The 25,868-nt window shown below is 48.9% G+C and carries 26 protein-coding genes and 2 pseudogenes; 17 read left to right on the top strand and 11 right to left on the bottom strand.

The genetic code is table 11. From position 1 onward, the window contains the following. Nucleotides 1-15: 15 nt before the first annotated feature. The 8 genes from GKO28_RS18920 to GKO28_RS00830 form a co-directional block, all read right to left on the bottom strand. Nucleotides 16-1,338, bottom strand: a complete 1,323-nt coding sequence (locus GKO28_RS18920; RefSeq protein WP_247646246.1) for an HD domain-containing protein — start codon at nt 1,336-1,338, stop codon at nt 16-18. Continuing rightward, nucleotides 1,319-2,296 carry a hypothetical protein gene (locus GKO28_RS18915; protein ID WP_247646244.1) on the bottom strand — a complete coding sequence of 326 codons (978 nt, stop codon included), beginning with the start codon at nt 2,294-2,296 and terminating at the stop codon, nt 1,319-1,321. The genes GKO28_RS18920 and GKO28_RS18915 overlap by 20 nt, the downstream gene beginning before the upstream one ends. 37 nt (nt 2,297-2,333) lie before the next feature. Continuing rightward, complete coding sequence (locus tag GKO28_RS18910; protein ID WP_247646242.1) at nt 2,334-2,582, bottom strand: nucleotidyltransferase domain-containing protein; 249 nt, start codon at nt 2,580-2,582, stop codon at nt 2,334-2,336. A gap of 149 nt (nt 2,583-2,731) precedes the next feature. Further along, complete coding sequence (map, locus tag GKO28_RS00850) at nt 2,732-3,541, bottom strand: type I methionyl aminopeptidase (protein ID WP_182075047.1); 810 nt, start codon at nt 3,539-3,541, stop codon at nt 2,732-2,734. Between the two features lie 259 nt (nt 3,542-3,800). Beyond that, nucleotides 3,801-4,064 carry a cell division topological specificity factor MinE gene (gene minE / locus GKO28_RS00845; RefSeq protein ID WP_182075046.1) on the bottom strand — a complete coding sequence of 88 codons (264 nt, stop codon included), beginning with the start codon at nt 4,062-4,064 and terminating at the stop codon, nt 3,801-3,803. A gap of 3 nt (nt 4,065-4,067) precedes the next feature. Continuing rightward, complete coding sequence (gene minD / locus GKO28_RS00840) at nt 4,068-4,877, bottom strand: septum site-determining protein MinD (RefSeq protein WP_173533837.1); 810 nt, start codon at nt 4,875-4,877, stop codon at nt 4,068-4,070. A 29-nt stretch (nt 4,878-4,906) separates the two neighbouring features. Further along, complete coding sequence (gene minC / locus GKO28_RS00835) at nt 4,907-5,626, bottom strand: septum site-determining protein MinC (RefSeq protein WP_182075045.1); 720 nt, start codon at nt 5,624-5,626, stop codon at nt 4,907-4,909. Between the two features lie 147 nt (nt 5,627-5,773). Beyond that, nucleotides 5,774-6,592 carry a pyruvate, water dikinase regulatory protein gene (locus GKO28_RS00830; protein ID WP_182075044.1) on the bottom strand — a complete coding sequence of 273 codons (819 nt, stop codon included), beginning with the start codon at nt 6,590-6,592 and terminating at the stop codon, nt 5,774-5,776. Nucleotides 6,593-6,736: 144 nt separating this feature from the next. Here GKO28_RS00830 and ppsA point away from each other — a divergent pair. The 16 genes and pseudogenes from ppsA to GKO28_RS00760 all read left to right on the top strand — a co-directional run bounded on the left by ppsA (nt 6,737) and on the right by GKO28_RS00760 (nt 22,543). Then, nucleotides 6,737-9,111: pseudogene (ppsA, locus tag GKO28_RS00825) on the top strand (phosphoenolpyruvate synthase). Nucleotides 9,112-9,279: 168 nt separating this feature from the next. Further along, complete coding sequence (wecB, locus tag GKO28_RS00820) at nt 9,280-10,215, top strand: non-hydrolyzing UDP-N-acetylglucosamine 2-epimerase (protein WP_374220701.1); 936 nt, start codon at nt 9,280-9,282, stop codon at nt 10,213-10,215. Beyond that, nucleotides 10,166-10,300, top strand: coding sequence for a UDP-N-acetylglucosamine 2-epimerase (locus GKO28_RS22555; RefSeq protein WP_374220700.1), 135 nt, complete (start codon nt 10,166-10,168; stop codon nt 10,298-10,300). The genes wecB and GKO28_RS22555 overlap by 50 nt, the downstream gene beginning before the upstream one ends. Then, entirely contained in the window at nt 10,260-10,439 is a 180-nt protein-coding gene (locus GKO28_RS22550; protein ID WP_374220699.1) for a UDP-N-acetylglucosamine 2-epimerase, read from the top strand. Before GKO28_RS22555 ends, GKO28_RS22550 begins: the two co-directional genes overlap by 41 nt. A gap of 12 nt (nt 10,440-10,451) precedes the next feature. Continuing rightward, a complete protein-coding gene (locus GKO28_RS00815; protein WP_182075043.1) occupies nt 10,452-11,816 on the top strand; it encodes a glycosyltransferase in 1,365 nt (454 codons plus the stop codon). Between the two features lie 71 nt (nt 11,817-11,887). Further along, complete coding sequence (locus GKO28_RS00810; RefSeq protein WP_203563809.1) at nt 11,888-12,799, top strand: hypothetical protein; 912 nt, start codon at nt 11,888-11,890, stop codon at nt 12,797-12,799. Between the two features lie 49 nt (nt 12,800-12,848). Continuing rightward, complete coding sequence (locus GKO28_RS00805; RefSeq protein WP_203563808.1) at nt 12,849-13,844, top strand: hypothetical protein; 996 nt, start codon at nt 12,849-12,851, stop codon at nt 13,842-13,844. Then, on the top strand, nt 13,807-14,364 hold the full coding sequence (locus GKO28_RS00800) for a hypothetical protein (protein WP_182075040.1): 558 nt from the start codon (nt 13,807-13,809) through the stop codon (nt 14,362-14,364). Before GKO28_RS00805 ends, GKO28_RS00800 begins: the two co-directional genes overlap by 38 nt. After that, nucleotides 14,361-15,320 (top strand): DUF4434 domain-containing protein, encoded by a 960-nt coding sequence (locus GKO28_RS00795; protein ID WP_182075039.1) that lies wholly within the window; start codon nt 14,361-14,363, stop codon nt 15,318-15,320. Before GKO28_RS00800 ends, GKO28_RS00795 begins: the two co-directional genes overlap by 4 nt. 154 nt (nt 15,321-15,474) lie before the next feature. Continuing rightward, nucleotides 15,475-16,677 carry an aspartate aminotransferase family protein gene (locus GKO28_RS00790; RefSeq protein WP_182075038.1) on the top strand — a complete coding sequence of 401 codons (1,203 nt, stop codon included), beginning with the start codon at nt 15,475-15,477 and terminating at the stop codon, nt 16,675-16,677. Between the two features lie 380 nt (nt 16,678-17,057). After that, complete coding sequence (locus GKO28_RS00785) at nt 17,058-17,987, top strand: branched-chain amino acid ABC transporter permease (RefSeq protein WP_182075037.1); 930 nt, start codon at nt 17,058-17,060, stop codon at nt 17,985-17,987. 14 nt (nt 17,988-18,001) lie between these two features. Further along, entirely contained in the window at nt 18,002-19,171 is a 1,170-nt protein-coding gene (locus GKO28_RS00780) for an ABC transporter ATP-binding protein (RefSeq protein ID WP_173533847.1), read from the top strand. After that, nucleotides 19,164-19,934: an ABC transporter ATP-binding protein gene (locus GKO28_RS00775; protein WP_173533848.1), complete on the top strand. Its 771-nt coding sequence runs from the start codon at nt 19,164-19,166 to the stop codon at nt 19,932-19,934. Before GKO28_RS00780 ends, GKO28_RS00775 begins: the two co-directional genes overlap by 8 nt. After that, on the top strand, nt 19,931-20,656 hold the full coding sequence (locus GKO28_RS00770; protein ID WP_182075036.1) for an ABC transporter ATP-binding protein: 726 nt from the start codon (nt 19,931-19,933) through the stop codon (nt 20,654-20,656). Before GKO28_RS00775 ends, GKO28_RS00770 begins: the two co-directional genes overlap by 4 nt. Before the next feature lie 296 nt (nt 20,657-20,952). Next, nucleotides 20,953-22,152, top strand: a complete 1,200-nt coding sequence (gene purT, locus GKO28_RS00765; RefSeq protein ID WP_247646241.1) for a formate-dependent phosphoribosylglycinamide formyltransferase — start codon at nt 20,953-20,955, stop codon at nt 22,150-22,152. Continuing rightward, complete coding sequence (locus tag GKO28_RS00760; RefSeq protein WP_182075034.1) at nt 22,145-22,543, top strand: group II truncated hemoglobin; 399 nt, start codon at nt 22,145-22,147, stop codon at nt 22,541-22,543. Before purT ends, GKO28_RS00760 begins: the two co-directional genes overlap by 8 nt. A gap of 63 nt (nt 22,544-22,606) precedes the next feature. Here GKO28_RS00760 and GKO28_RS00755 read toward each other — a convergent pair. The 3 genes and pseudogenes from GKO28_RS00755 to trmL all read right to left on the bottom strand — a co-directional run bounded on the left by GKO28_RS00755 (nt 22,607) and on the right by trmL (nt 25,349). Beyond that, nucleotides 22,607-23,561 (bottom strand): annotated as a pseudogene (locus tag GKO28_RS00755) (class 1 fructose-bisphosphatase). A gap of 18 nt (nt 23,562-23,579) precedes the next feature. Continuing rightward, the gene (tpiA, locus tag GKO28_RS00750; protein WP_182075033.1) at nt 23,580-24,398 is read right to left on the bottom strand and encodes a triose-phosphate isomerase; all 819 of its coding nucleotides are present in this window, start codon (nt 24,396-24,398) and stop codon (nt 23,580-23,582) included. A 486-nt stretch (nt 24,399-24,884) separates the two neighbouring features. Then, a complete protein-coding gene (trmL, locus tag GKO28_RS00745; protein ID WP_182075032.1) occupies nt 24,885-25,349 on the bottom strand; it encodes a tRNA (uridine(34)/cytosine(34)/5-carboxymethylaminomethyluridine(34)-2'-O)-methyltransferase TrmL in 465 nt (154 codons plus the stop codon). A gap of 88 nt (nt 25,350-25,437) precedes the next feature. Here trmL and GKO28_RS00740 point away from each other — a divergent pair, with 88 nt between their 5' ends. After that, a complete protein-coding gene (locus tag GKO28_RS00740; RefSeq protein WP_182075031.1) occupies nt 25,438-25,794 on the top strand; it encodes a hypothetical protein in 357 nt (118 codons plus the stop codon). The last annotated feature ends 74 nt before the right edge of the window (nt 25,795-25,868 follow it).

The following is a 25,868-nucleotide window of genomic DNA, read 5'->3' as shown; positions in this document are numbered from 1 at the left end:
TGCGTGGCAATACCCTTATTTTTCGCTCAGTGTTTGGAGTAGGTCATTTTCTAGCTGCAGTACAAATTTAGCGTCGCTAAGCACGCGGCCGGAGATTAAAAAATTATCTTCGGCGCGCTCGCCCAAGGTCATGATTTTGGCTGACTGAATCTCGATGCGATTGGCCGCCAAAATGCGCGCAATGGTCGAGAGCAGGCCCGGTCGATCGCCAGCCACCACCGATAAAATCGAGTATTTGCCTTTTTCATCGGGCCGAATTTGCACGTGCGTTTTCACTGGGAAGTGTTTTTGCTGGCGTGAAATACGCCCGCTCAGTTTGGCCGGCGCCGGTTTGCGTTGATTGAGCACTTCGCTGAGCTCAAATTCAACGTAATTAATTAAATCGCGATAGGAAATATGCTGACTATCGGGAATGAATACGTAGAACGTATCGAGCGCATAGCCGTGGTGCGTGGTGTGGATTTGCGCGTCAAAAATCGAATAGCCAGCGCGTTCAAAAAAGCTGCAAATATGCACAAATAAATCGGCTTGATCGGGGCCGTAGACCAAGACTTGCAAGCCTTCGCCGGACTCGGAGAGTTTGGCGCGCACTTGGATCTCATCGCTATGCGTGCGGGCAAACAACATGCGCGTATGCCAAGCAATATCGCGTGCGTCGTGGCGCAAGAAATACACCGTGTCGAGTAAGCGCCAGAATGGATCGTGCGCGTCATTGCGTAAACCATACAGTCGCAACAGTCGCAATGCTTCTTCTTGCCGCTCGCTCAACCATGAATGGTCACTTTGCTGGTTTAAAAAGCGCTGCGTGCCTTTAAATAAATCTTCAAGTAATTTGGCTTTCCATGCGTTCCAAACTTTAGGGCTGGTGCCGCGAATATCGGCCACTGTCAGCAAATACAGGGCATTCAAGTGGCGCTCGTCGCCCACTAAGGCGGCAAATTCGGTGATGACGTCGGGATCGTACACGTCTTGTTTTTGCGCGACTGACGACATGGTTAGGTGGTGTCGCACCAGCCAAACAATCAAATCGGTGTCGGCAGCGGGCAAGGGGTGGCGCTCGCACCATTCGCGGGTAATGGTTTCGCCCAGTTGCGAATGGTCGCCGCCACGGCCTTTGCCAATATCATGAAATAGTGCAGCTAAATACAGCACTTCAGGGTGGGCAAATTCTTCGATCAAACGCGAGCATAGCGGGTATTCATGGGTGAACGCCGGGACGGCAAAGCGGCGCATATTACGTAGCACCATCAAAATATGTTCGTCGACGGTATACACATGAAATAAATCATGTTGCATGCGGCCAACAATATCGCCAAATTCAGGGATGTAGCGGCCCAAAACGCGCGTATTGATTCATGCGCCGCAGTACGCGCGTTAAGCCGCGCGGCTCTCTAAATAGCGCGATAAATAGTTGCTTATTGTGCGGGTTGTGCAAAAAATCATCGTTAATCAAATCACGTGCATGCCACAGGGCGCGTAAGGTCTCTGGGGCAATATCGCTGGCTTCGCGGCGTTGTTCTAAATGCAAAAACAGCGCCAAAATTGCCGATGGATTTTTGTTAAATAATTCGGGGTCGTAAATCGCCAGCAAGCCATCGCGAATATAAAAATCCGCATTGATCGGCGTGGTATTGCTGAGGTAGGAATAGATTCTTTGCCGTAAAGCGTGCACCAATACCGGTACCAATTGGGTGATGATGCGCGCCGCCAAATAATATTCAGCCATAAAGGCTTCGCTGGCGCGCTGAGTGATTCGGCCTGCGGTGGAGACGTCATCAAAACCAAAGTCTTTGGCCAGTGCATGCTGGTAATCAAATAAAATCCGATCTTCACGGCGTTTGGCGCGCCAGTGTAGGGCAATGCGATAGGTGCGTAGCACGCGCTCGGCTTCGCACAGTTTACGGTTTTCCTCAGGCGTGAGCATGCTCAGCGCCGCCAAGGCATGCCAGTCGCGGCCAAGGCGTTGGCTGGCGGCAATCCAGCCAATTAGGTGTAAATCACGCAGGCCGCCAGGGGCTTCTTTGATGTTGGGTTCAAGTTTGTAAGTGGCGTTTTGAAAGCGGCCGTAGCGCGCTTGTTGCTCGATCAATTTGGCTTCAAAAAATTCTTTCGGGTCGATGTGGCGATGCACCGTATCCATAAAATCATGAAAACGCTGCCGATCGCCAGTGAGCGGCCGGGTTTCAAGTAGGGCGGTTTGCACGGTGATGTCCTGCTCGGCTTCATACAGGCAGTCGGTGGTGGTTCGTACCGAATGGCCGACCTCGATGCCAATATCCCATAGCTCGCCAACCAAGACTTCGAGTTTTTCCAGTAGGCCCGCACTGGGCTGCTCAGGCAGTAAAAATCAATAAATCGATGTCTGAATAAGGGTATAGCTCGCCACGTCCGTAACCACCGACGGCACAGAGCAATACATCGCTATTAAATTCATGCCTATCCCATAGCTCGATCAAGGTGGCGTCGGTGAGGTTCGAGAGAGAATTCAGTAGTGGTGCGGCTTTGGTAGGTTCAGAAAAACGCTCGCGCAGCGCGAGTTTAGCAAGGGCATAAGATTCACGAATCGCACTGACCGAACGCATGACGATAAACTCCAAACGACAATACTGTGAATGCCTGATATTGCAAGGCACGCACGCGCTGTATTGCCTTTAAATAAAGGCGGGCGCAGGCGTGATGAATCAGGATGGTTTTTTGATTTAAAAACGCCCTCAATTGAGGGCGTTTAGAATTAAGCGAGTAGGTATTTCTCTGGGCGCGGCGGCGTGCCAGCCGATACGGTCAATACCTCGTAACCGGTTTCGGTGACCAGCACTGTGTGTTCCCATTGTGCGGATAAGCTGCGATCTTTAGTCACAATCGTCCAGCCATCGCTCATTTGTTTGATTTCACGTTTGCCGGCGTTAATCATTGGCTCAATGGTGAAAATCATCCCCGGTTTTAGCTCGACGCCGGTGCCAGCTTTGCCATAGTGCAAAACTTGCGGCTCTTCATGAAATACCGCACCAATGCCGTGGCCACAAAATTCACGTACCACGGAATAACCGGCTTTTTCGGCGTATTTTTGAATTGCTGCGCCAATATCGCCTAAGCGAGCGCCGGGTTTGACTTGATCAATGCCAATCCACATGCAGTCAAAAGTGATTTGTGACAAACGCTTGGCGTGGGTGGCGACATTGTCACCGACCATATACATACGGCTATTGTCGCCGTGGTAGCCGTCTTTGATCACGGTAATGTCTAGATTGACCACGTCGCCATTTTTAAGTGGCTTGCTGTTTGGAATGCCGTGGCAGATAACATTATTGACCGAAGTACAAATTGATTTCGGGTAGGGTATATAGCCAGGTGGGCAGTAATTTAATGGCGCGGGGATAGTACCCTGCACATTGACCATGTATTCATAGCATAAACGATCAATTTCTTCGGTCGTGACGCCCGGTTGAATAAATGGGGTGATGTAGTCGAGCACTTCGCTGCCAAGACGGCCAGCAACGCGCATTTTTTCAATTTCTTCGGCAGTTTTAATGGTAATTGTCATACAAGCCTTGAGTTGCTTCGCGCCGCTAACGCCACGCGAGATGAGTTTGATTTAACGCAAGTATAACATTGCCCGCGCCGCTGCGGATTGCAGTCCATACCCGCGCTGTTGGTTAACAATACGCATGGGGGCGGTAGCGATAAAAAAACCCAGCGTAAGCTGGGTTTGATCGGGTAGTCAGAAGGGCACATTGGGGACGGTACGGGCTGGCGGTGGACTACTCGCTGCGCTCTGATCCAATGTGCTCTAGCGTTCTGAATTACTTTACTTTGTGCTCAGGTAATACGATGTTCAATTCCAGTACTTCAAAATCATCTTTACGTTCCAGTTGGATTTGAATGTCTTCTGGATTGATGGCCACGTATTTAGAAATGACTTCTAATAATTCGCGCTGTAATTGCGGCAAATAATCTGGCGTACTGTTGATGCTACTGCGCTCGTGCGCCAGAATGATTTGTAGGCGTTCACGTGCGACGTTGGCGGTTTTTTTCTTTTCGCCAAAAAAATAACTCAAAATAGACATCAATTAACCTCCAAACAACCGTTTCCAGAACGGTGCCTTTGGTACTTCAACAAAACGCATTGGCTTGGTCTCGCCAAGAAAGCGTGCAACAACGTCTTTATACGCTTCTGATACATCGGTGCCGGCATTATGGATCGCGGGGGTGCCCGAGTTTGAAGCTTGTAATACCGCTTCCGATTCTGGCACGATGCCGATCAATGGAATGCGCAGCAGATGTTGCACGTCGTCTAGCGACAGCATTTCGCCGCTTTCTACACGTGCTGGGCTGTAGCGGGTAATCAGTAAATGCGTTTTTACTGAGCCGCCGTCTTCGGCGCGTTTTGATTTGGCATCCAAAATACCGATGATGCGATCTGAGTCGCGCACGGAGGAGACTTCTGGATTGGTGACCACAATCGCTTCGTCGGCAAAGTACAAGGCCAAAAACGCACCCGTTTCGATGCCGGCCGGGCTGTCGCAAATGATGTAATCAAAACCATCATGCTCGAGCTCTTTGAGTACTTTTTCTACGCCTTCTTTAGAGAGCGCATCTTTGTCGCGCGTTTGCGAGGCTGGCAAAACGTAAAGATTGTCGCAATTTTTGTCTTTAATCAGCGCTTGGCGCAGATTGGCTTCGCCTTGAATGACGTTAACAAAGTCATACACCACACGGCGCTCGCAACCCATGATCAAATCAAGATTACGTAAGCCCACATCAAAGTCGATGACGGCAGTTTTAAATCCACGCAAAGCAAGGCCAGAAGCAAAGCTGGCGCTGGTGGTGGTTTTGCCTACGCCGCCTTTGCCTGAAGTTACTACAACGATTTTCGCCACGGAAATCCCCTGGAATAATTTAAATTTAGTTAATTGGTTTGGCTGAGTGCTTCGATCACGAGTTTGTCTTGATCGAGGAAAATTTGGCTTGGCTTGCCCGCAATTGAGTCCGGCAGGTCGGCGTCGAGTGAGCGATAAACGCCGGCAATCGACACTAGCTCGGCTTCCATGCAGGTGGTAAAAATGCGTGCCTCGGTGTTGCCGCGAGCGCCCGCGAGCGCTCGACCACGCAGTGGGGCGTAAACATGAATATTGCCATCGGCAATCACTTCGGCACCGTGTGAAACCAAGGCCAAAACGATTAAATCGCCGCCTTTGGCATACACTTGCTGACCAGTCCTAACCGGACGGTCAATAATCATCGCTGATGGCGCAGCTATGGTTTCTACAATCGGTGCTGCTGCGGGAGTAATGCCGCTGTCTTGTAAGATGACCAGCCCCGCTTCTTGTGCGGCAACTTGCTGATCGATTGAGCCGCCCTGGGCTGCAATCGGCTTGAGCTGAAATTGGCGTAACACATTGACGAGGGCGGCGATTTCTATCGCTGAAGGAATCGATTTGAGCAAGCTAAAATCAATGGCGATTTGCTCGTTCGATAAGAAATGTTCGCCATCACCAAGCTGCTCTTGGAGGGCCAAAATTAATTTTTCTGGCTCGAGTGAGCTAGGCACAAAGGCGGTGAGTTTGGTGGTGGTGCTTTTAAACTCAAATACGGGCGCCGGATCGTCGGCGTAAGCAAAACTGGTCATGGTGCTATGGTCACAACAGCGAAAGATCGCAGTTTACCGTCTCAGTACCCCACTAGGAAGCTGAGTTTGCGACTTTCGTAATCAATACACCGTAAATTCATGACAAAACCACGATTGATCACGAATTTACGCCGTAATGATGACGGTTTAGAACGTACGGCGCTTGATGCCAGTGCGATGCATGATGGTGGTTGAAAGCTCTTCAATCGACATGCGCGTGGTGTTGAGGTAGGGGACACCTACGTGGCGCAAGAGTGCTTCGGCTTCGGCGACTTCAAACTGACAGGTTTCAATTGAGCAGTAACGGCTATCGGGTTTTCTTTCTTCGCGAATTTGTTGTAAGCGTTCTGGCTCAATTGTAAGGCCAAATAATTTGTGTCGATATGGCAACAAAAGGCGCGGCAAAGTGTGTTGGCCGAAGTCTTCTGGTGTGAGTGGGTAGTTGGCCGCTTTAATCCCAAATTGTAAGGCGAGGTAAAGACAAGTGGGAGTTTTGCCGGAGCGAGAAACGCCCACTAAAATCAAGTCGGCTTCGGCCAAGTCGCGCGGCATGATGCCGTCATCGTGATTGATTGAAAAATTAACCGCGTCAATTCGATTTTTGTATTCTTCAAAATTGCCGATTGAGTGCGAGCGGCCAATGGTATGAGTTGACTCGATGCCCAGTTCTTCTTCGAGCGGCCCGATAAATTGTTCTAGAAAATCAACGGTTAATGCGTCTTCGACGTGAATTTTCTCACGCAAAATGGGATCAACAATGGTGCTAAAAACTAAGGGCCGACAGCCATCGACCACAGCGTGGCGGCGGATATCCAAGGCCACTTGTTCGGCTTTGGCCATGGTGTCAACAAATGGCAAGGTGATTCGGTTGAAGTCAACATCTTCAAATTGTGATAGCAATGAATGCCCTAAAATCTCGGCAGTAATCCCTGTTCGATCAGAGACAAAAAAAGCTGTTCGGCGCATATAACCCCCCTTTGCAGCAGGATAACGTGCAATGATCAGGAAAACCAGTAAAGGTATTTCCTGACTTGGCTTTCGCGACTAAAAAGCTAAACTTGAGGGGATTTTTGCAATGCAGCATTCTTTAATTGTTAAGGGCCACGCCAGATGACTGAAAAATACGTACTTGATTTTGCCCAGCTACGCATGAATGACGTAGAGAAAGTTGGTGGGAAAAATGCTTCATTGGGCGAAATGATTTCGCAGCTTAGCGAGAAAGGCGTACGCGTGCCTGGTGGTTTTGCAACCACCGCAGAAGCTTATCGAATTTTTTTGGCGCAAAACGGTTTGGCTGAGCAAATTGATGAAATCCTCAGCACTTTAGATGTGGATGATGTTAAGCAATTGGCGGTGGTCGGTAAGCAAATTCGTGAGTGGATTATGGCCACCCCTTTGCCAGCCCAACTTGAGGCCGAAATGGCCGAGCACTATGCGCGGTTGGGTGACAATGTCACCGTCGCGGTTCGCTCTTCCGCAACAGCAGAAGATTTACCGGATGCGTCTTTTGCCGGTCAGCAAGAAACCTTTTTGAATATCGTCGGCTACCAAAATGTGGTGGATGCGATGAAGCATGTGTTTGCTTCTTTATATAACGATAGAGCGATTGCGTATCGGGTGCATAAAGGTTTTGATCATAAAATTGTGGCACTGTCGGCAGGTATTCAGCGCATGGTGCGCTCGGATAAGGGCGCGGCAGGGGTACTCTTTACCATTGATACCGAATCGGGTTTTGATCAGGTGGTGTTTGTTACCGCCTCCTATGGCTTAGGTGAAACCGTGGTGCAAGGCGCGGTGAATCCCGATGAGTTTTTTGTGCATAAACCCACCTTGGCAGCGGGTCGCCCAGCGATTGTGCGCCGCCATTTGGGTGGTAAGGCACTGAAAATGGAATTTGATGCCGAGTCGGTGGCGGGTAAGTCAGTTCGCACTGTGCCGGTACCTAAAGAGCTACGTCATCAATTCTCGATTACTGATGCCGAAGTGGAAGAATTGGCGCGTTATGCGGTGATTATCGAGCAGCATTATGGCCGTCCAATGGATGTGGAATGGGGCCGTGATGGCGTTGATGGCCAGCTGTATATCTTGCAAGCGCGTCCAGAAACGGTGAAATCACAAGAGTCAGGTTCAGATAAACTCACCAAGTTTCGGATGCTAGAAACCAGTCGGATCATGACTGAGGGCCGGGCAATTGGTCAGAAAATTGGTCAAAAGGCACCGTGCGGATTATTCGCGATGTGTCCGAAATGGATCGAGTGCAAGCTGGCGACGTTTTGGTATCGGATATGACCGATCCAGATTGGGAACCGGTGATGAAGCGGGCAGCGGCGATTGTAACCAATCGTGGCGGCCGTACTTGCCACGCGGCCATTATCGCCCGTGAGTTGGGTATTCCAGCGGTGGTCGGTTGTGGTGATGCAACGCAAATGCTTAAAGAGGGCGATGAAGTGACTGTGTCGTGCTCGGAAGGCGATGCCGGCTTTGTGTATGAAGGCTTGTTGAAATTTGAACGATTGGACGTGGCGCTGCAAAGTTTGCCTGAAGCGCCGGTTAAAATCATGATGAATGTGGGTAATCCAGAGCTGGCGTTTGACTTCTGCCAGTTGCCAAACGAAGGCGTGGGTTTAGCGCGTTTGGAATTCATTATTAATCGCATGATCGGGATTCATCCCAAAGCGCTGCTGGCTTACCCTAATTTGGCCGAACCGCTGAAATCACAAGTTGAAGAACGCATCGCAGGCTATCGCTCGGCGATTGATTTTTATATCGATAAGATTGCCGAAGGGATTGCAACTTTAGGTGCAGCGTTTTATCCGAAAAAAGTCATTGTGCGATTGTCTGATTTTAAATCGAATGAATATGCCAATTTGCTCGGTGGTGCTGAGTATGAGCCACACGAAGAAAATCCAATGATTGGCTTTCGCGGTGCGGCCCGTTATGTCGATAAATCGTTCCGTGATTGTTTTGAATTGGAATGCCGCGCGGTGAAAAAAGTCCGCGATGTGATGGGCCTGACCAATGTTGAAGTGATGATTCCATTCGTGCGCACGCTAAACGAAGCGGAGTGTGTGATTGAGTTGCTGGAACGCAATGGTTTAAAACGCGGTGAGAACGGTCTGCGCGTGATTATGATGTGTGAAATTCCGGCCAATGCCGTCTTAGCCGAGCAATTTTTGCAGTACTTTGATGGCTTCTCGATTGGCTCAAACGATATGACGCAATTGACGCTGGGGATTGATCGCGATTCTGGCGGCCCAGTTTCAACTAGCTTTGATGAGCGTAATGAGGCGGTGAAAGCGATGCTGTCGATGTCGATTAAAGCTTGCCGTAAATTGGGTAAATACGTGGGGATTTGTGGTCAAGGCCCGTCAGATCATCCTGACTTTGCCCAATGGTTAGTTGAAGAAGGGATTGAAACGATTTCGCTCAATCCGGACACTGTGATTGAAACTTGGTTGTTCTTGGCCAATGGCGGCAAAGCTTAGTTTGGCGTAGTGATTGATTTGTTTTTTCCTATAAATACCGGCAAGCGTTGCGCTGCCGGTATTTTTTTTGCTGCGAGGCAGCGTGAATAATTTTGCTGAAATGAGTCCGGATACTTTACTTACTTAAACTAAAATGTATTTACACATTTAATTCATGGTAGACAAGTGATGAGCTTACATCGTCAATCAGAACAGCAAAAAAAGAAAGTGCTCTGCGTTTTTGGTACTCGGCCGGAGGCCATTAAGATGGCCCCGCTGGTTTTGGCTTTGCAGGCCAATAGCGAAATTGAATGCCGAGTGTGTGTGACGGCACAGCATCGTGAAATGCTTGATCAGGTAATGCGTTTATTTGGTTTGCAGGCTGATTATGATTTGAATTTAATGCAGCCTGGGCAAAATCTGACTGATTTGACTGCGCGGGCATTGCAAGGCGTGCGCGATGTGTTAGTCGACTATCAGCCGGATTTAGTGTTGGTGCATGGCGATACCACGACCACACTGGCAGCGGGACTCGCCGCGTTTTATCAGCATATTCCCGTTGGGCATGTGGAAGCGGGCCTGAGAACAGGCAATTTATATGCGCCGTGGCCTGAAGAGCTCAATCGCTCGGTGGTGGGTTTATTTGCCGCGCTGCATTTTGCACCAACCGCCACGGCGGCCAATAATTTACTGCAGGCCGGCGTTGCACCGGCTTCAGTGTTTATTACCGGCAATACGGTACTTGATGCCTTATTGCAAGTGAGTCAACAGATTGACCGTGATGCCGACTTGGCTGCATCACTCGCCGCAGGTTTTCCTTTTTTAGATCCAAGCAAAAAACTCATTTTAGTCACTGGCCATCGGCGCGAAAATTTTGGCGATGGCTTTGTGCATATTTGTCAGGCGCTGCGCCAGTTAGCACTGCGTGATGATGTGCAAATTGTGTACCCAGTGCATTTAAATCCACAAGTGCAAGCGCCGGTGAATGAAATTTTGCAATCATGCTCGAATGTGCATTTGATTGATCCGCAGACTTATTTACCCTTTGTGTATTTATTAAAAACAATCTTTTCTCGTGCTCACCGACAGCGGCGGCATTCAAGAGGAAGCGCCCACTTTAGGTAAGCCGGTGTTGGTGATGCGCGAAACCACTGAGCGCCCAGAGGGCGGTGGATGCTGGGACGGCCAAGTTAGTGGGTACCAATGGTGAACACATTGTGCAAGCAGTGAGCCAGTTGCTCGACGAGCCTGAGGTGTATCAGGCGATGGCTCAGGCGGGCAATCCGTATGGTGATGGGAATGCGGCAGCGCGGATTGTCGATTTAATTTGCGCTTGGGAGGGCGGTTGATGAGTTGGCTGGATGTTTTGGCGGCATATTGGTTTTTTAATTTCTTTGCTGTTGCGGCTCGGTATTGTGGTGATTTTTTTAAGCTCGCTCGATGATTTCTTTATCGACTGTTACTACTGGGTATGGCGATTTAAGCACCGAAAATCATGGCGTAGAAGTGAATACCTGCCAGAATTTGCCGATGATTTGTATCAAGATGAGCAGCAAGCGATTGCCATTATGATTCCGGCTTGGCATGAAGCGCCGGTGATTCAGCGAATGGCCGATTATGCTGCGAGGACGTTTGACTACGACAATTATCATATTTTTGTTGGCACCTATCCCAACGATTTGGAGACGCAGGCCGAAGTCGATTTGGTGGCAAAAAAATATCCCAATGTGCATAAAGTCGTGACGCGCGATCCTGGCCCGACCACCAAAGCCGATTGCTTGAACAATATTGTCGCGTTTATTACTGAGATGGAAGCACGTGAGCAGATTCACTTTACCTGTGTGGCGTATCACGATGCGGAAGACATTATTCATCCTTTGGAGTTACGGGCGTTTAATCGCTTGGTGCCGCAGTTTGACTTGGTGCAGCTGCCGGTCATGCCCTTGGCGCGCCCTTGGAAAGATGTTGTGGGTAATCATTACGTGGATGAATTTGCGGAGTGGCATGGCAAAGATATTTTGGTGCGGCAATTACTCACCGGCCAAGTGCCCAGTGCGGGTGTGGGTACGGCATTTAGTCGCAAAGCCTTGGGTTTACTCTCGGAGATTAACGGCGGAGTGGTGTTTGATACTGGCACGCTAACCGAAGATTATGAAATCGGCTTTCGACTGCATGAGGTTGGCGCTCGAGAAATGATGATGCACTACCATGTGCAGTTTAAAGGGGCGCCTCCTGCTTGGTATGGTCGTCGTGGTGTGCACGATATGATCTGTGTGCAAGAGTATTTTCCCAATCATCTTTGGCAAGCGATTCGGCAAAAATCTAGATGGATCGTGGGTATTGTCTTCCAAGGCTATAAAAATCTAGGCTGGAGCGGTAAACCCCTGATGAAATATATGTTGGCACGCGATCGAAAAAGCGTGATTGCGTTTCCTTCTTTGCTGATGGGCTATGTGATTGTGCTGACGGTTTTTCAGGCGTGGCTGCACCATGTGGCCAATCCCGAGTGGTGGACTTTTCCTGAGCTGATTGAGTCCAGTAGTAGTTTGTGGATATTGGTGGGGATTAATTTTTTCTTTATGCTGAATCGGGTGGCGCAGCGGTTTATTTTTACCCGGCGGTATTTTGGGTTTTGGCAAGGCATGCAGTCGATTCCACGGATGGTAGTGGGGAATGTGGTTAATATTGCGGCTTTTTTTTCGGGCGTTTTCGCAAGTTCGACATAGCAATAAAACCGGTCGGGCAGTGCAGTGGGATAAAACCAGCCACGATTTTCCTGACTTGCATGCAGGAGAGCATGATGCGAAACAATAAGCGATTTATGTATTCATCCGCTTGGCTGTTGTTGTTGGGTGTTAGTCCGATGGCAGAGGCCAATTGGTTTGGGGATGAATGGCGTGAATTCAGAAGCTATCCACGGATGGAGAAAGCCTATCAGCGTTTGGCAAAAGGTGATTACGCCGGTGCGCATCAGTTGCTTGAAGAAGTGTATAAAATTGCCCCGAGTCGACGCAAAACCACCTTGTTTTTGGCCGATGTGTGTTCACGACAAAAAGATACACCCTGCTTGGATCACTTATCCAAAGACTGGTTGCGTCGAGCGCCCAATGATGGCATGGGCTATCTACTGCAGGCGTGGTCCGCTTATTTAAAACAAGATGATCTGACGGTGATGAACGCGGCCTCCGAGGCGTTAAAGCGCTCAGCGTTGTCTGCTACGTCACGTAAAAAAGCGGCTGAGGTATGGCTTAATGCTGCGCTACGGCAAGGGAGTGTCAATCGCATTCAACAGGCTTTGTCGCAGATCGCCAAATATCAGATTCCATTGCCACGTGCCTTACTGGTACAGGCCGAGGTGGTATTGCAATCGGCGAAGTCAAACCCGACTTTTTCTGCGCAGCTCGTGCCCTCGGCCATACCCGCAATGACTGCCGCGATGAAACCAAAGATAACGCAGCAAACCGCACAGCGCAGCAAGCCCGCAGCGCGCACGCCCGTTGCGTCTGCAGTGTTTCCATATGCGGCACTGCCTATCGCACAGCGTGAACAAAAAATTACCAATGATTTTTCAGCTTTGATTGCAAAGCAACAATATAAAACACTGCAACTTCAACTGAGCCAGCTACGACAAGCTCATTTGTATACCCCAGCTTTAGCTGAGGTGGTGAGTAATTTACTGCAAGAAAAAAAACTGCCCCTTGTTAATTAAAGAAACCCCGGTTTCAGACTTGCCCAGCCAAACGACTGAGCGCGCTCAGATGGCGGCTGCCTACTGTAGTCAACGCAATTACGCGCAAGCGGCGGCATATTTTGCGGCGGCAAATCACCTGAGTGAGCAAAAAGGCCATTCATCAATCCCCGCTATGCAAGGTGAGGGCGAGGCGTTGCTGGCCAGTGGTGATTTCGCGCAGGGAATGCATCGATTAGATCAACGATTGCAATTGGAAATGAATGAGGCGCAGGCGCGTAAATTGGCAAAAATTGCACTGCAGCATTTTGATTTGGCGGTCAGTTCGGATATTGCGGCACATTACCCTGATTATTTCCCGCCGGGTGAGCTGGCATTGGAGCACGCAAGGCAAGCGCGTCAGCAGGCAGATCTTGAAGCTGCCGATGCCGCTTACCAGCAAGCCTTAGCCGCGAAGCCCAATGCCTTGTTGTGGTATGAATATGCTGGGTTTTTGCGGCAATTGCAACGTCATGAGCAACAAGGTGCGGCATTGGCAAAGGCCGCTCAGTTGGCACCGAACAATCCACAAATTTTGGCCGAATATGGTTTTTGGTTGAAGGGCCAAGGCAAAGCAGAGCAAGCCTTGGCCTTGTTTCGTGCCGCTTTGGCGCAGGATGCCAATCGGAAAGAGCTCAGCCCTGAAATTGCGCAGCTTGAAATGGCCTTGGGGCAAACTGAATTGGCCATTGCGGATTTACGTTTAAGTATTGATCACCAAGCCGAGATTCAAACTCGATTAGGCTTAGATGAGTCCGCAATGCAAACGCAGTTGTTTGGCTGGCAACGCAATGTACAAACTTTAGAAGACCGGTGGAGTTGGTCTTTGGGAGCGCAGGTGCGTTTGAATCAGGGGCCTGATGGCCAGCTTATTAGTAGTCCGGTGCAATTTGCCCAATATGGCGGTTTTTTAAATGCGGAAGTGGCGTATCGACTTGACTCCTTGCTCGATGTCGCACGCCCAACGACGGTGTTTTGCTCGAAGCGATGTGAGTTTGCAAGATCAATCGTTACAGTTGTTAAATGACAATGCCAATTTAGGTATTGGGGTTCGTCAGCGCTTATTAAGCGACTATGTATTGATCGGCTCGGCTGAATGGATTTATCGACAAGGCGCACCTTATAGCCAAGATATGATGTTGCGATTGTCTGGCTCGCACTCCATCAATACCGATTGGCAGCCAGTTAAATCGCAATGGACTTCGCTGACCGTGTATGGCGATGCGGCAGGCTTGGTGCGCGCTAATAGCTATTATTTAACCGCTTTGGCTGAAGTTGGCGAACATTATCGTTTAAGTGACGCCGGTAAAACCTCTTTAATGCCTTACATCAATAGCATGGCGGCGATGAATACCGATAATGCACAACATGCGACGGTGAGTCGATTCGATATTGGGGTTGGCTTGGCTGTGGTGAGCTGGTTTGGTGGTGATCCTTGGCGAGCCCCTGATCTACAACAAAGAATTGCATTGGAAGTTCGGCAGGCTATTGGCGGCAATAGTGATGACCGGTTTGCCGTTTTATTTAACTGGAGAGTTTCACATTGAAATGGATATGGGCAGTTGCGGCGTGGGGGTTGAGTTCGGTCTTGCTGGCTAATCCTTGCCAAGATACAGTTCTTAAAACCGTGATTTTGCAACCTTGGCAGAGCCAATCTGAAGTGACGGTCGACAATGCTCGGCGGATTAATCGACAGCTGGATGCCTTGGGTTTTAATGTGGTATTGCTGCAATGGAGTCGCAATGGCCAAACTGAATTTTGGCCCAGTGATGGCTCGGGGTGGCTGCAAAATCGACTGCTTAGCCCTGCGCGGCGCAGTTACATTATGGGTTTGTATTCAGACCCTGGTTTTTTTAATGCCTTAAATTTACCTGATGATGAGCTAGATGCTTATTTGTCAGTTTTGCGCGACTTTAGTCTTGCTGAAGCTAAAAAAATTATTGCGCAATCGAAGGTGAAAATAGTTGGCTGGTATTTGCCTGAAGAAATTGATGATTTGAATTGGCGAACGCCGGCTAGACAAGCGATGTTGGTGCGGCATTATCAAGCCATTTCGCGAGATTTAAAGGCGTTGCGCCCTGATCTGCCGGTGTATGCGAGTTCTTTTTTTGGTGGTTTTAGTACACCGAAAGAATACGCAGAAATGCTGCGCTCATTACAGCAGCAAACGGGCATTCAATGGATGGTGCAAGGGGGGCAGGGTGTATTGCGTAAACCGCAACCGGCAACGGCGTCTTATCTCAGCGCGGTAAGTGCCGCGTTGCCGCGTCAGCAGTGGAGTGGCATTTTAGAAGTGTTTACCGAGAAAAATAGCCCGAAGGCGCAGCGGTTTTGTCCGGCTAATTTATCTGAAATCCAGCAAAGAAAAGCCGTTTGGTGTGCTGCAACGGGGGCGTCACCAACGGTGTATTTCTCGCTGAATCAATTGAGCGAATCATTGTTTGGCATTCCAAATACGGGGTGTAAAACTGAGCCATTGCATGGGCCATATCATCGTGATTAAAACGCTAGGCCATTTATAAATTACGCACTCTGTGTGATTGTACTCAGATAAAAACACAGTATTTCTGATTAAGTGTTTACCCCGAATAGGCTGCTGCCATCGTCTTAGTTTATTATCGAGCCATTGTTGATTTGACTTTAAAAGGAAGACTGCTATGGCTTTGACCCGCGCTGCATTTGATCAGTACATGGTGCCCAATTATGCGCCCGCTGCATTTATACCTGTCCGTGGTGAGGCCAGCCGTGTTTGGGATCAATCGGGTAAAGAATATATCGACTTTGCCGGTGGTATTGCCGTGAATTCTTTGGGCCATTGCCACCCGGCATTGGTTGGCGCTTTAACCAAGCAGGCCAATCAACTGTGGCATGTCTCGAACGTGTTTACTAACGAGCCGGCGCTTGAGTTGGCCCAAAAATTAGTCGATGCCACATTTGCCGATAAAGTGTTTTTTTGTAATTCAGGTGCTGAGGCCAATGAGGCGGCGCTTAAATTAGCTCGCCGTGCGGCGATTGAGCGTTTTGGTGAGCAAAAAAATAAAGTGATTTCGGCGCTCAGTAGCTTTCATGGCCGAACCTTTTTTACTGTGTGTGTGGGTGGTCAGCCTAAGTATTCAGACGGTTTTGGCCCTAAGCCCGCCGGCATTGAATACTTTGAATACAATAATTTAGAAGCGTTTAAAGCCTTGATTGATGACGACACCGCATGTGTGATTTTAGAGCCAATTCAAGGCGAGGGCGGTGTTGTGCCTGCCGATGCGGCCTTTTTGCAAGGCGTGCGTGATTTATGTACTCAGCACAACGCGTATTTGATTTTTGATGAAGTGCAGTCAGGAATGGGACGTTCGGGCAGTTTGTTTGCCTATCAAGAATACGGCGTGGTACCAGATATTTTGAGCAGTGCGAAAAGCTTAGGTGGTGGTTTTCCAATTGGCGCGATGCTGACTACGGCTGAGATTGCTAAATACCTCGTTGCTGGCACACACGGTACGACATATGGTGGTAATCCATTGGCTTGTGCTGTTGCAGGCGCAGTAATTGATGTGATTAACACGCCTGAAGTTCTTGCTGGCGTTAAAACCAAGCACGCACAGTTTGTTGACGGCATTCACGCAATCAATGCGAAGTACCCCGTGTTTAGTCAGGTCCGTGGTCTTGGCTTGTTAATTGGCGCAGTTTTAACTGAAGCGTATCAAGACCGCGCGAAAGAAATTTTGAATATTGCCGCGCAAAATGGCGTGATGGTGTTGATGGCGGGGCCGAATGTGATTCGTTTTGCGCCTTCTTTGGTGGTGAATGATGAAGAGATTACAACAGGCTTAGCACGACTTGAAATGGCCATTGCGCAGTTTGTTGCATAGAACGGCATTACTGATTTGAACCTCAACCGCCCGATGGGCGGTTTTTTTTATGTGGATTCTTTGTGATTGTGGATTGAAGTTTTTAAGGTGTATATCGTGGTTGACTTTATAAATATTAGCTTGCATAGGTATACCCCAAAAAATCGATGGTTTGTGGATAAATAAATATGATGACGTAATTAATAACAAACACGTAATAACCTGTAAGAATGCCGAGCTAGGGAAAACCGCAGTATTCCGCGCCACCACAAACAGGTAATTTTCACATTTATAAACTGTTACGGTAAGATTTGAGGGTTACTGATACGTAGCAGTGGATCAATAAAACGGCGAAGCAGTAGTTTCGTTGTACGAATAGTCTTTTTAGGGACGGGCCTGCAGTGGATATTTTTCTCCAACAAATTATTAATGGGTTGGTAATCGGCAGCATTTATGCGCTGATTGCTTTGGGGTACACCATGGTGTACGGCATCATGCAATTGATTAATTTCGCGCATGGTGAAGTGGTGATGATTGGCGCAATGGTGACAATCACCTGCATCAATTTCTTATTGGGTCATCATTTTAATTTATCGGGGCCAGCGCTTTTATTGGTTGGCTTACTGATGGCGATACCGGTGTCGATGGTGCTTGGGTACACCATTGAAAAAGTAGCCTATCGGCCTTTACGCCGTGCTCCTCGCCTAGCGCCGTTGATTACTGCGATTGGTGTGTCGATTGTGTTACAACAATTGGCGATGCTGATTTGGGGCCGTAACTATCGTCCGTTCCCAGCGATTTTGCCGACTGAGGTGTATAGCATTGGTGGCGCTTCGATTACGCAAGTTCAAGTGGCGATTGTGGTTTTGACTTTGCTACTGATGGCGGGCATGTATTTTCTGATTGAAAAAACCAAAATGGGCCGCGCGATGCGCGCAACGGCACAAAACCCAGAAGTTGCAAAATTAATGGGGGTAAATGTCAATCATATTATTTCAATGACGTTTGTAATTGGTTCCGCTTTGGGGGCGATGGCTGGCGTGATGGTTGCGGCCAATTATGATCAAGCGCACGCTTATATGGGCTTTATGATCGGCTTGAAGGCCTTTACTGCGGCAGTGCTCGGTGGCATTGGTAATTTAGGTGGCGCGGTACTGGGCGGCTTATTACTGGGTGTGATTGAAAGCTTGGGTGCTGGTTATTTGGGTGATTTAACTGGCGGCGTGCTCGGCAGTAATTACAAAGATATTTTAGCTTTTGTGGTGTTGATTCTAGTCTTGGTGTTCCGTCCTTCAGGTTTGATGGGTGAACGCGTTGCAGAACGTGCTTAAGCCGAGGTGAAGAGATGACAAATACAATAAATAGCGCCGAATTTCGTGCCAATAACTTAAAAACCACGCTGGTGCTGGGCGTTTTTGCCATAGTGTTAGCCATTTTGCCGTGGGTATTAGGGCATTTTTTTGAAAGTGGTAATTCATGGCTTAGAGCCGTGGATTTTGCTTTGCTCTACATTATGTTGGCTTTAGGGCTCAATATTGTGGTGGGTTACGCGGGTTTGCTGGATCTGGGTTATATCGCTTTTTATGCTGTAGGCGCTTATACCTTTGCCTTACTTAATTCACCGCATTTGCAGGCGGTGATCCCAGAATGGCTATTTCAACCTAATTTCTTTGTCATGATGTTGATCGCTGCAGCTGTTGCGGGGATATTTGGCGTGTTGTTGGGTTCGCCAACATTGAAATTACGTGGTGATTATTTAGCCATTGTGACCTTGGGTTTTGGTGAAATTATTCGGATTTTCATGAATAACTTAGATCGTCCGATCAATATCACCAATGGCCCACAAGGGATTAATAATATTCCTGCCGTGCAATTTGCTGGCTACGATTTGGGTCGTCCAATTGAGTTTTTCGGGCTTAGTTTCGAAAAAATTCATTTGTATTACTACCTGATTCTTGCGATGTGTTTCCTCATTATTTTTGTGTCTAAACGTTTGCAACGCTCGCGTATTGGCCGTGCATGGGTGGCGATTCGTGAAGATGAAATCGCGGCGAATGCGATGGGGATTAATACTCGGAACGTTAAACTATTGGCGTTTGCCATGGGTGCTAGCTTTGGTGGTGTAGCCGGTGCTTTATTTGCCAGCTTCCAAGGTTTTGTATCACCCGAGTCGTTTACCTTGATGGAATCGATCATGGTATTGGCAATGGTGGTCTTGGGCGGGATGGGCAATATTCCTGGGGTGATTTTAGGTGCGGTGATTGTCTCGATTACGCCAGAAATTTTGCGTGATGTGATTAATCCATTGCAGCAAGCGCTAGTGGGTCGCAAGGTGGTTGATCCAGAAAACTTACGGATGTTGATTTTTGGTTTGGCAATGATTGTGATTATGCTGGTTAGGCCTGCTGGCCTGTGGCCATCGAAACAGCGCCGAGCTGAGTTGGCCCCAAAAACGAAAACCATTTCGCAACAAGAAAAAGACAGTTTGCAAGACGCGGAGCGCAATCATGACTGAGGTTTTATTAAGTATCAGTGGCATCAATAAGCGCTTTGGTGGATTGCATGCATTATCTGGCGTGGCGTTGTCGATTAATAAAGGTGAGATTTACGGTTTGATTGGCCCCAATGGGGCGGGTAAAACCACGCTATTTAATGTGCTGACGGGTTTATATCAGCCAGATGAAGGGCAATTCACTTTTAACGGTAAAGATTTATTTCGCAAAAAACCCAATGTCGTGGTTGAGGCGGGTATTGCGCGAACATTTCAGAATATCCGTTTGTTTGCCAATATGACGGCCTTAGAAAACGTCATGGTCGGCCAACATGTTCGAACCCACACCGGCGTGATTGGTGCGGTATTTCGGCCACCGAAAGCACGTGCTGAAGAGGCGGCGATTACGCTTAAAGCCGAAACTTTACTCGCTTATGTTGGTATTGCCGATAGAGCCGATGAGTTGGCGCGTAATTTATCGTACGGCGATCAACGGCGCTTGGAAATTGCACGCGCCTTGGCGACTAACCCGCAACTATTGGCGCTTGATGAGCCAGCGGCGGGGATGAATCCGAAAGAGACCGATGATTTAAAAAAACTCATGGAAAAAATCCGTGATGATGGCGTCACCATTTTATTGATTGAGCATGATGTGAAATTAATGATGGGATTGTGCGATCGGATTGCGGTGCTCGATTACGGCAAAAAAATTGCTGAGGGGATTCCTGAGCTCGTTAAAAACGATCCAAAAGTGATCGAAGCGTATTTAGGGGTGGCACCAGAATGACAGCGTCAGCGAACACATTATTAGAAGTTAAAGATTTAAAGGTCGCTTATGGTGGGATTCATGCGGTAAAAGGCATTAATCTTGAAGTCAAAGAAGGCGAATTGGTGGCTTTAATTGGCGCCAATGGTGCGGGTAAAACCACCACCTTGAAAACTTTAATGGGCATGGTTAAGCCGGCCGCAGGTGAGATTTTATTTAAAAATCAATCGACAGCCAAAATCGAAGCGCATGATTATGTGCGGCATGGTTTGGTGATGGTGCCAGAAGGTCGAGGTATTTTTGGCCGCTTGACGGTGGAAGAAAACCTGCTGATGGGGGCCTATTGGCGCGATGATAAGGCGCAAATGGCCAATGACTTAGAGCGTGTTTATCAATTGTTTCCACGCGTCAAAGAGCGTTATAAGCAGCTAGCAGGCACGCTTTCTGGTGGTGAGCAGCAAATGGTGGCGATGGGGCGCGCTTTAATGAGCCGACCTAAGTTGTTGTTGCTCGATGAGCCGTCGATGGGTTTGGCACCGATTATTGTGCAAAAAATCTTTGAGATTATTCGCATGGTGGCGGCTGAAGGCGTGACGATGTTGCTGGTGGAACAAAATGCCAAGTTAGCATTGCAAACCGCGAATCGTGGCTATGTGATGGAATCGGGCAAAGTCACTTTTAGCGATGATGCTGCCGCTTTACTTGCCAATGAAAAAGTTCAGCAAGCGTATCTGGGTGAATAATACGTTGAAGGTGCTTTGAATCAATCCCAGCTGCGGCTGGGATTTTTTGTTGCCAGTAGGTATTGCTCGGTAAGGTTTTAATTAATTAGGCTAGCGATTGATACCTATGCTTAGTAGGTCTGGTGTAGCTCAGTTGCCGAAAGCGAGCGAGCTTGGAGAATGAACGTAAATAGTGTGCTTGGTTGGTTAAAACCAAATGTCGCGGTGATGGTAAGCTCGCAGGGTGAGTCGCCAGCAAAAAACTGAATTTAATCAAGCGATCCGTTCGCGCAGCAAAAAAAGGGAATGAGATGAGAATGGGTACGGCATTAACGCCAAGCGCCAGCAAGGTCATGTTATTGGGTGCGGGTGAATTGGGTAAGGAAGTGATTATTGCATTTCAGCGCTTAGGGGTTGAAGTCATCGCGGTGGATCGCTATGCCAATGCACCCGGCATGCAAGTGGCGCATCGCAGTCATGTGATCGATATGACCGATGGTCAAGCGCTGCGTGCCGTGGTGGCGTTAGAGCGGCCGCACTGGATTGTGCCGGAAATCGAAGCGATTGCGACGGACGCTTTGTTGGCGATTGAGGCGGAAGGTTTGGCGACGGTGATTCCAACGGCGCGAGCGACGCATTTAACGATGAATCGCGAAGGTATTCGCCGCTTAGCGGCAGAAGATTTAGGCTTGGCAACGTCGTCATACCGATTTGCCGACAGCTTGGCGCAGTTGCAAACGGCGGTGGCTGAAATCGGCTTTCCGTGCTTGGTTAAACCCGTTATGTCGTCTAGTGGTAAAGGGCAATCATTGCTCAAAACGCCAGCAGATATCGTGACGGCTTGGGACTATGCCGCCAGTGGGGGGCGAGTCAAAAATGGCCGCGTGATTGTTGAGGGTTTTGTTGATTTTGATTATGAAATTACACTGCTGACGGTACGCGCAATCGCCGTTAGTGGTGAGGTTGAAACGCAGTTTTGCCAGCCGATTGGCCATGTGCAAGTGAGTGGTGATTATGTTGAAAGCTGGCAGCCACAAGCGATGTCGGCGTTGGCGCTATCTCGAGCGCAAGACATCGCCGAAAAAGTAACTACCGCCTTGGGTGGTCGTGGTTTGTTTGGCGTTGAGCTTTTTGTGAAGGGCGATGCGGTGTGGTTTAGTGAAGTCAGTCCACGACCGCATGATACCGGTTTGGTCACACTGCAAAGTCAGCAATATTCAGAATTTGAATTGCACGCGCGGGCGATTTTAGGCTTGCCAGTGGATGTGAGTTTACGTTCGTCAGCTGCAAGTGCCGTGATTTATGGTGGCGTTGATGCCGTAGGTGTTGCATTTGATGGTGTGGCGCAGGCTATGGCCGTGCCGACGGCCGATGTGCGTTTGTTTGGCAAGCCTGAAGCCTTTGTTCGCCGCAGAATGGGGGTGGCGCTCGCCAGTGGCGTGGATGTAGAGCAAGCGCGGCAGCGCGCCAAATTAGCCGCTAGTTGTGTGCAACCCGTTGAGGTGAATCATGACTGACAGCGCAGCAGTGCAGGCGATGACACCGTATGAGTTACTGGGTGGTCCGGCGATTTTGCGGCAACTGGTTGATCGCTTTTACGACATTATGGCGAGCGATCCACGTGCGGCAGGGGTGCATGCGATGCATCATGCGGATACCACACAGATTCGTGAACGATTTTATGATTTTTTGTCGGGCTGGCTCGGTGGGCCGCAATTATTTATTGAAAAGTATGGTCATCCACGTTTGCGCGGGCGGCATATGCCGTTTGCCATTGGTGAGGCCGAGCGCGATCAATGGATGTTGTGTATGTTGCAGGCTTTGGCCGAAGTGCCGATGAGTAACGATTTACGCGAGCACTTGGAAGAGGCGTTTATGAAAACCGCTGATTTCATGCGAAATCAGTAAAATATCTGGGTATTTATCTGTAGGCATTCATGAATATGGCTTGCAGTTAAATACCCTTATTTTTTATTCGTGGTAACGAATTAAACGGGCGACTTCATTTTTAGAACCCAGCATAACCGGTACGCGTTGATGCAGCTGGCTTGGTTGCACGTCTAAAGTCAGTTGTTGTCCGGTGCTACTGGCGCCACCGGCTTGCTCAACAATCATCGCCATTGGATTGGCTTCGTACAACAGGCGTAGTTTTCCATTGGGTTTGGCGCTGTCTTTCGGGTATAAAAATACCCCGCCACGAATCAAAATGCGATGCACTTCGGCAACCATTGAGGCCACCCAGCGCATATTGAAATTTTCGCCGCGCGGGCCTGATTTGCCGGCAACACATTCATCAATATAACGCGCAACGGGTGCCTCCCAAAAACGCGAGTTTGAGGCGTTAATGGCAAATTCTCGGGTGTCGTTCGGGATGGTTAATTCAGGATGAGTTAAAACAAATTCGCCAATTTCACGGTCTAAAGTAAAACCATGCACGCCGGTACCTGTGGTGATGACCAGCATGGTGGATGAGCCATATAAGGCATAACCTGCGGCAATTTGCTGGCGACCCGCTTGTAAAAAATCAGCCTCGGTTGGGGTTTGCTTGGGCGCGCGCAAAATAGAGAAAATACTACCCACTGAGATATTGACGTCGACATTGGACGAGCCGTCCAGCGGATCAAACACCAGCAAGTAGCGGCCTTGTGGATTGCATTGCACGATGGTGTCGAGCTCTTCGGAGGCCATGGCGGAAAAATGTCCGCAAGCGCCCGCCCAGTTGAGCATGATGTCATTGCTGATGATGTCGAGTTTTTTTTGTTTCTTCCCCTTGGATATTGCCACTGCCTGCGTCGCCCTGTGCGCCAGATAACGCCGCACGTGCAACCGCATTGCTAATCACTTTACAAGCACCAGCAATATTGCCGAGCATCTGACGCATGTCGCTATGCTGTGTTTGTAACCAAGTGGAGAGTGGCACTGTCATGAAGCTTCCTTATAAAACTTATAAAGTCATTTGTGCTGCGGCACGGCTAGTCAGGCTGGCCGCTTGATAAATGCGCACTAAAGAATGCACTTCCAGCGAAGCGCTGCCAATTAAGCCGCCGTCAATATCGGGCATGGCAAATAAAGCAGTGGCATTGTCGGCTTTGACGCTGCCACCATACAGTAACATCATTTCCTCTGCGGCATCGGCATCGGTTTTGGCGAGGTATTCACGGATAAATTGATGCGCGGCTTGGGCAATCGCCGGGGTGGCTACTTTGCCGGTACCAATGGCCCAAACGGGTTCGTAGGCAATAATGGCTTCTCGCCAGCCCGAAGTGGCTAGTAGTGCGTCCAATTGCTGGCCGAGAACGCGTTCAAGTTGGCCTGCATTGCGCTCGTCTAAGGTTTCGCCAATACAAACAATCGGCGTGATGCCGGCATCAATACATGCTTGTGCTTTGGCCGCAATCAGTACGTTATCTTCGCGGTGATGTTGGCGACGCTCCGAGTGGCCAACAATCGCATGATGGCAGCCCAGTTCCGCCAGCATCGTGGCAGACCATTCTCCGGTGCGCGCGCCATTTTGTTGTGCTGCGACGTCTTGTCCGCAGCAATGAATGCCGGTTTTTTGCGCAAGGCGACCTAGCTCACTTAAATAAGGTGCGGGAGGACTAATAATGAGGTCAGCGCCGGGCTGAATGATGTGATTGAGTTGATTGATGGTTTCTCTGCACAGCGCAAGACTGCCATACATTTTCCAATTGGCGACGACCAATTTATTACGGCGTGCTATGGCTAGTTTTTGGCGGTTGTGTGGTGCGGTATTCCAAAGCATATCGGACTCCTTCGCGGGCATCAATCAGTGGTATGGGCTCGTAATCAATCGATTATTTCTGTTTAAGTTGCAAAATCGATGCCAGAGGCGTTCAACTGAATGCACCTAAACGATTAAGCAAATATCGCTAGTCGGTGTAGGGTCCTGAATGTCGATTTCATCCTTCGGCAATGCAAGAATAGACCCGCAACCCTATTGAAGAAAGCTGGGGAAATCCGTATTGGGTACAACAGCACTAGGTAAATCCCCTTGGTGCTTAGCGCATATTCAGAGCTAGTGGTATTAGGCTTGTGAGGGGGTCTGCTGTTTTGGTTAGTAACTGAGTTGCTATGTTTGAGTGGGCTGGTTTGGTGTTTTTGTGCTGATTTAAAAGGAGAAATTGATTTTTATTTGGCAAATCAGAGCTTGCTCGCGGCGTGGTCGATTGATCATTTTCGATGTCGAACAAGCCTGATTTATTCATCGTCTTTTTAAATTGGTATTACTCTATGCGCCGCCAATAAAGCCGTTTTGACGCCATGCTTCATAAATGGTGATCGCAACCGAGTTGGATAAATTCAGACTGCGATTGTCTGGCTGCATTGGGACGCGAATGCGACGATCGGAAGCAAAAGTTTGTAATAAATCGGCAGGTAATCCACGTGTTTCTGGTCCAAATACAAAAACATCGCCCGGCTCATATTGCAATAAGTCAAAGCGTTGTGAGCCTTTGGTGGTGGCAGCAAAAAAGCGCTGGCCGGCTAAATGCGCGACACAGGCATCCCAGTCTTCATGAACCAGCATATTGGCGTACTCATGATAATCCAATCCCGCGCGCTTCATTTTGGTGTCATCCAAAGGAAAGCCCAGTGGTTTAACCAAATGCAAAATGCAGCCGGTATTGGCCGCTAAACGAATGACGTTGCCGGTATTGGGTGGGATTTCAGGTTGAAACAAAACAATATTAAACATGATGTCAGCTGATGAATGGTGGGTAAAAGAAAAGGTGGACCGAATCGTTCCAGCTAAGCTGAAACAGTGTAGCTGCGAAGGAATATCAATGGATATCGTACCGCAAGAGTTACTCTGTGCAGTAGCTAAAGTTGCCAAAGAAGCGAGTTTATCACCAGAACAGACGATGGCTTTGGCGTTTCGTGTTTTAGATCATCCAATCTTAGCGCCAAGCGGCTTATTTTATAGCCCTGCGCGGTGTGCTGGCTTTGGGCGGGCGATCTATGCCGCATTGTTTGCCCATTCATTGGCCTTGGTGGTCGACTTGAAAAGCCCAACGGGGTTTCGCTGGTCGACGGCTTTGCCGTCGTATGGTTTTAGTCCGCCATTTGAACAGTTTTTACTGGATGGCATTCTATTGGCAAAGGCGCAGCGTACAACGGTGAAAAATACGCTTCACGGCTGATTAAAGGCAATACTTGGACTGACGCGGCTGTTTTCTGTGGATAGGTGCTGTTAGAATGAAGCCATAACTTTATC

Origin of the sequence: Deefgea sp. CFH1-16 (assembly GCF_016881365.1) — a bacterium.
Taxonomy (GTDB): domain Bacteria; phylum Pseudomonadota; class Gammaproteobacteria; order Burkholderiales; family Chitinibacteraceae; genus Deefgea.
This window is presented reverse-complemented; position numbering and strand designations above follow the sequence as displayed.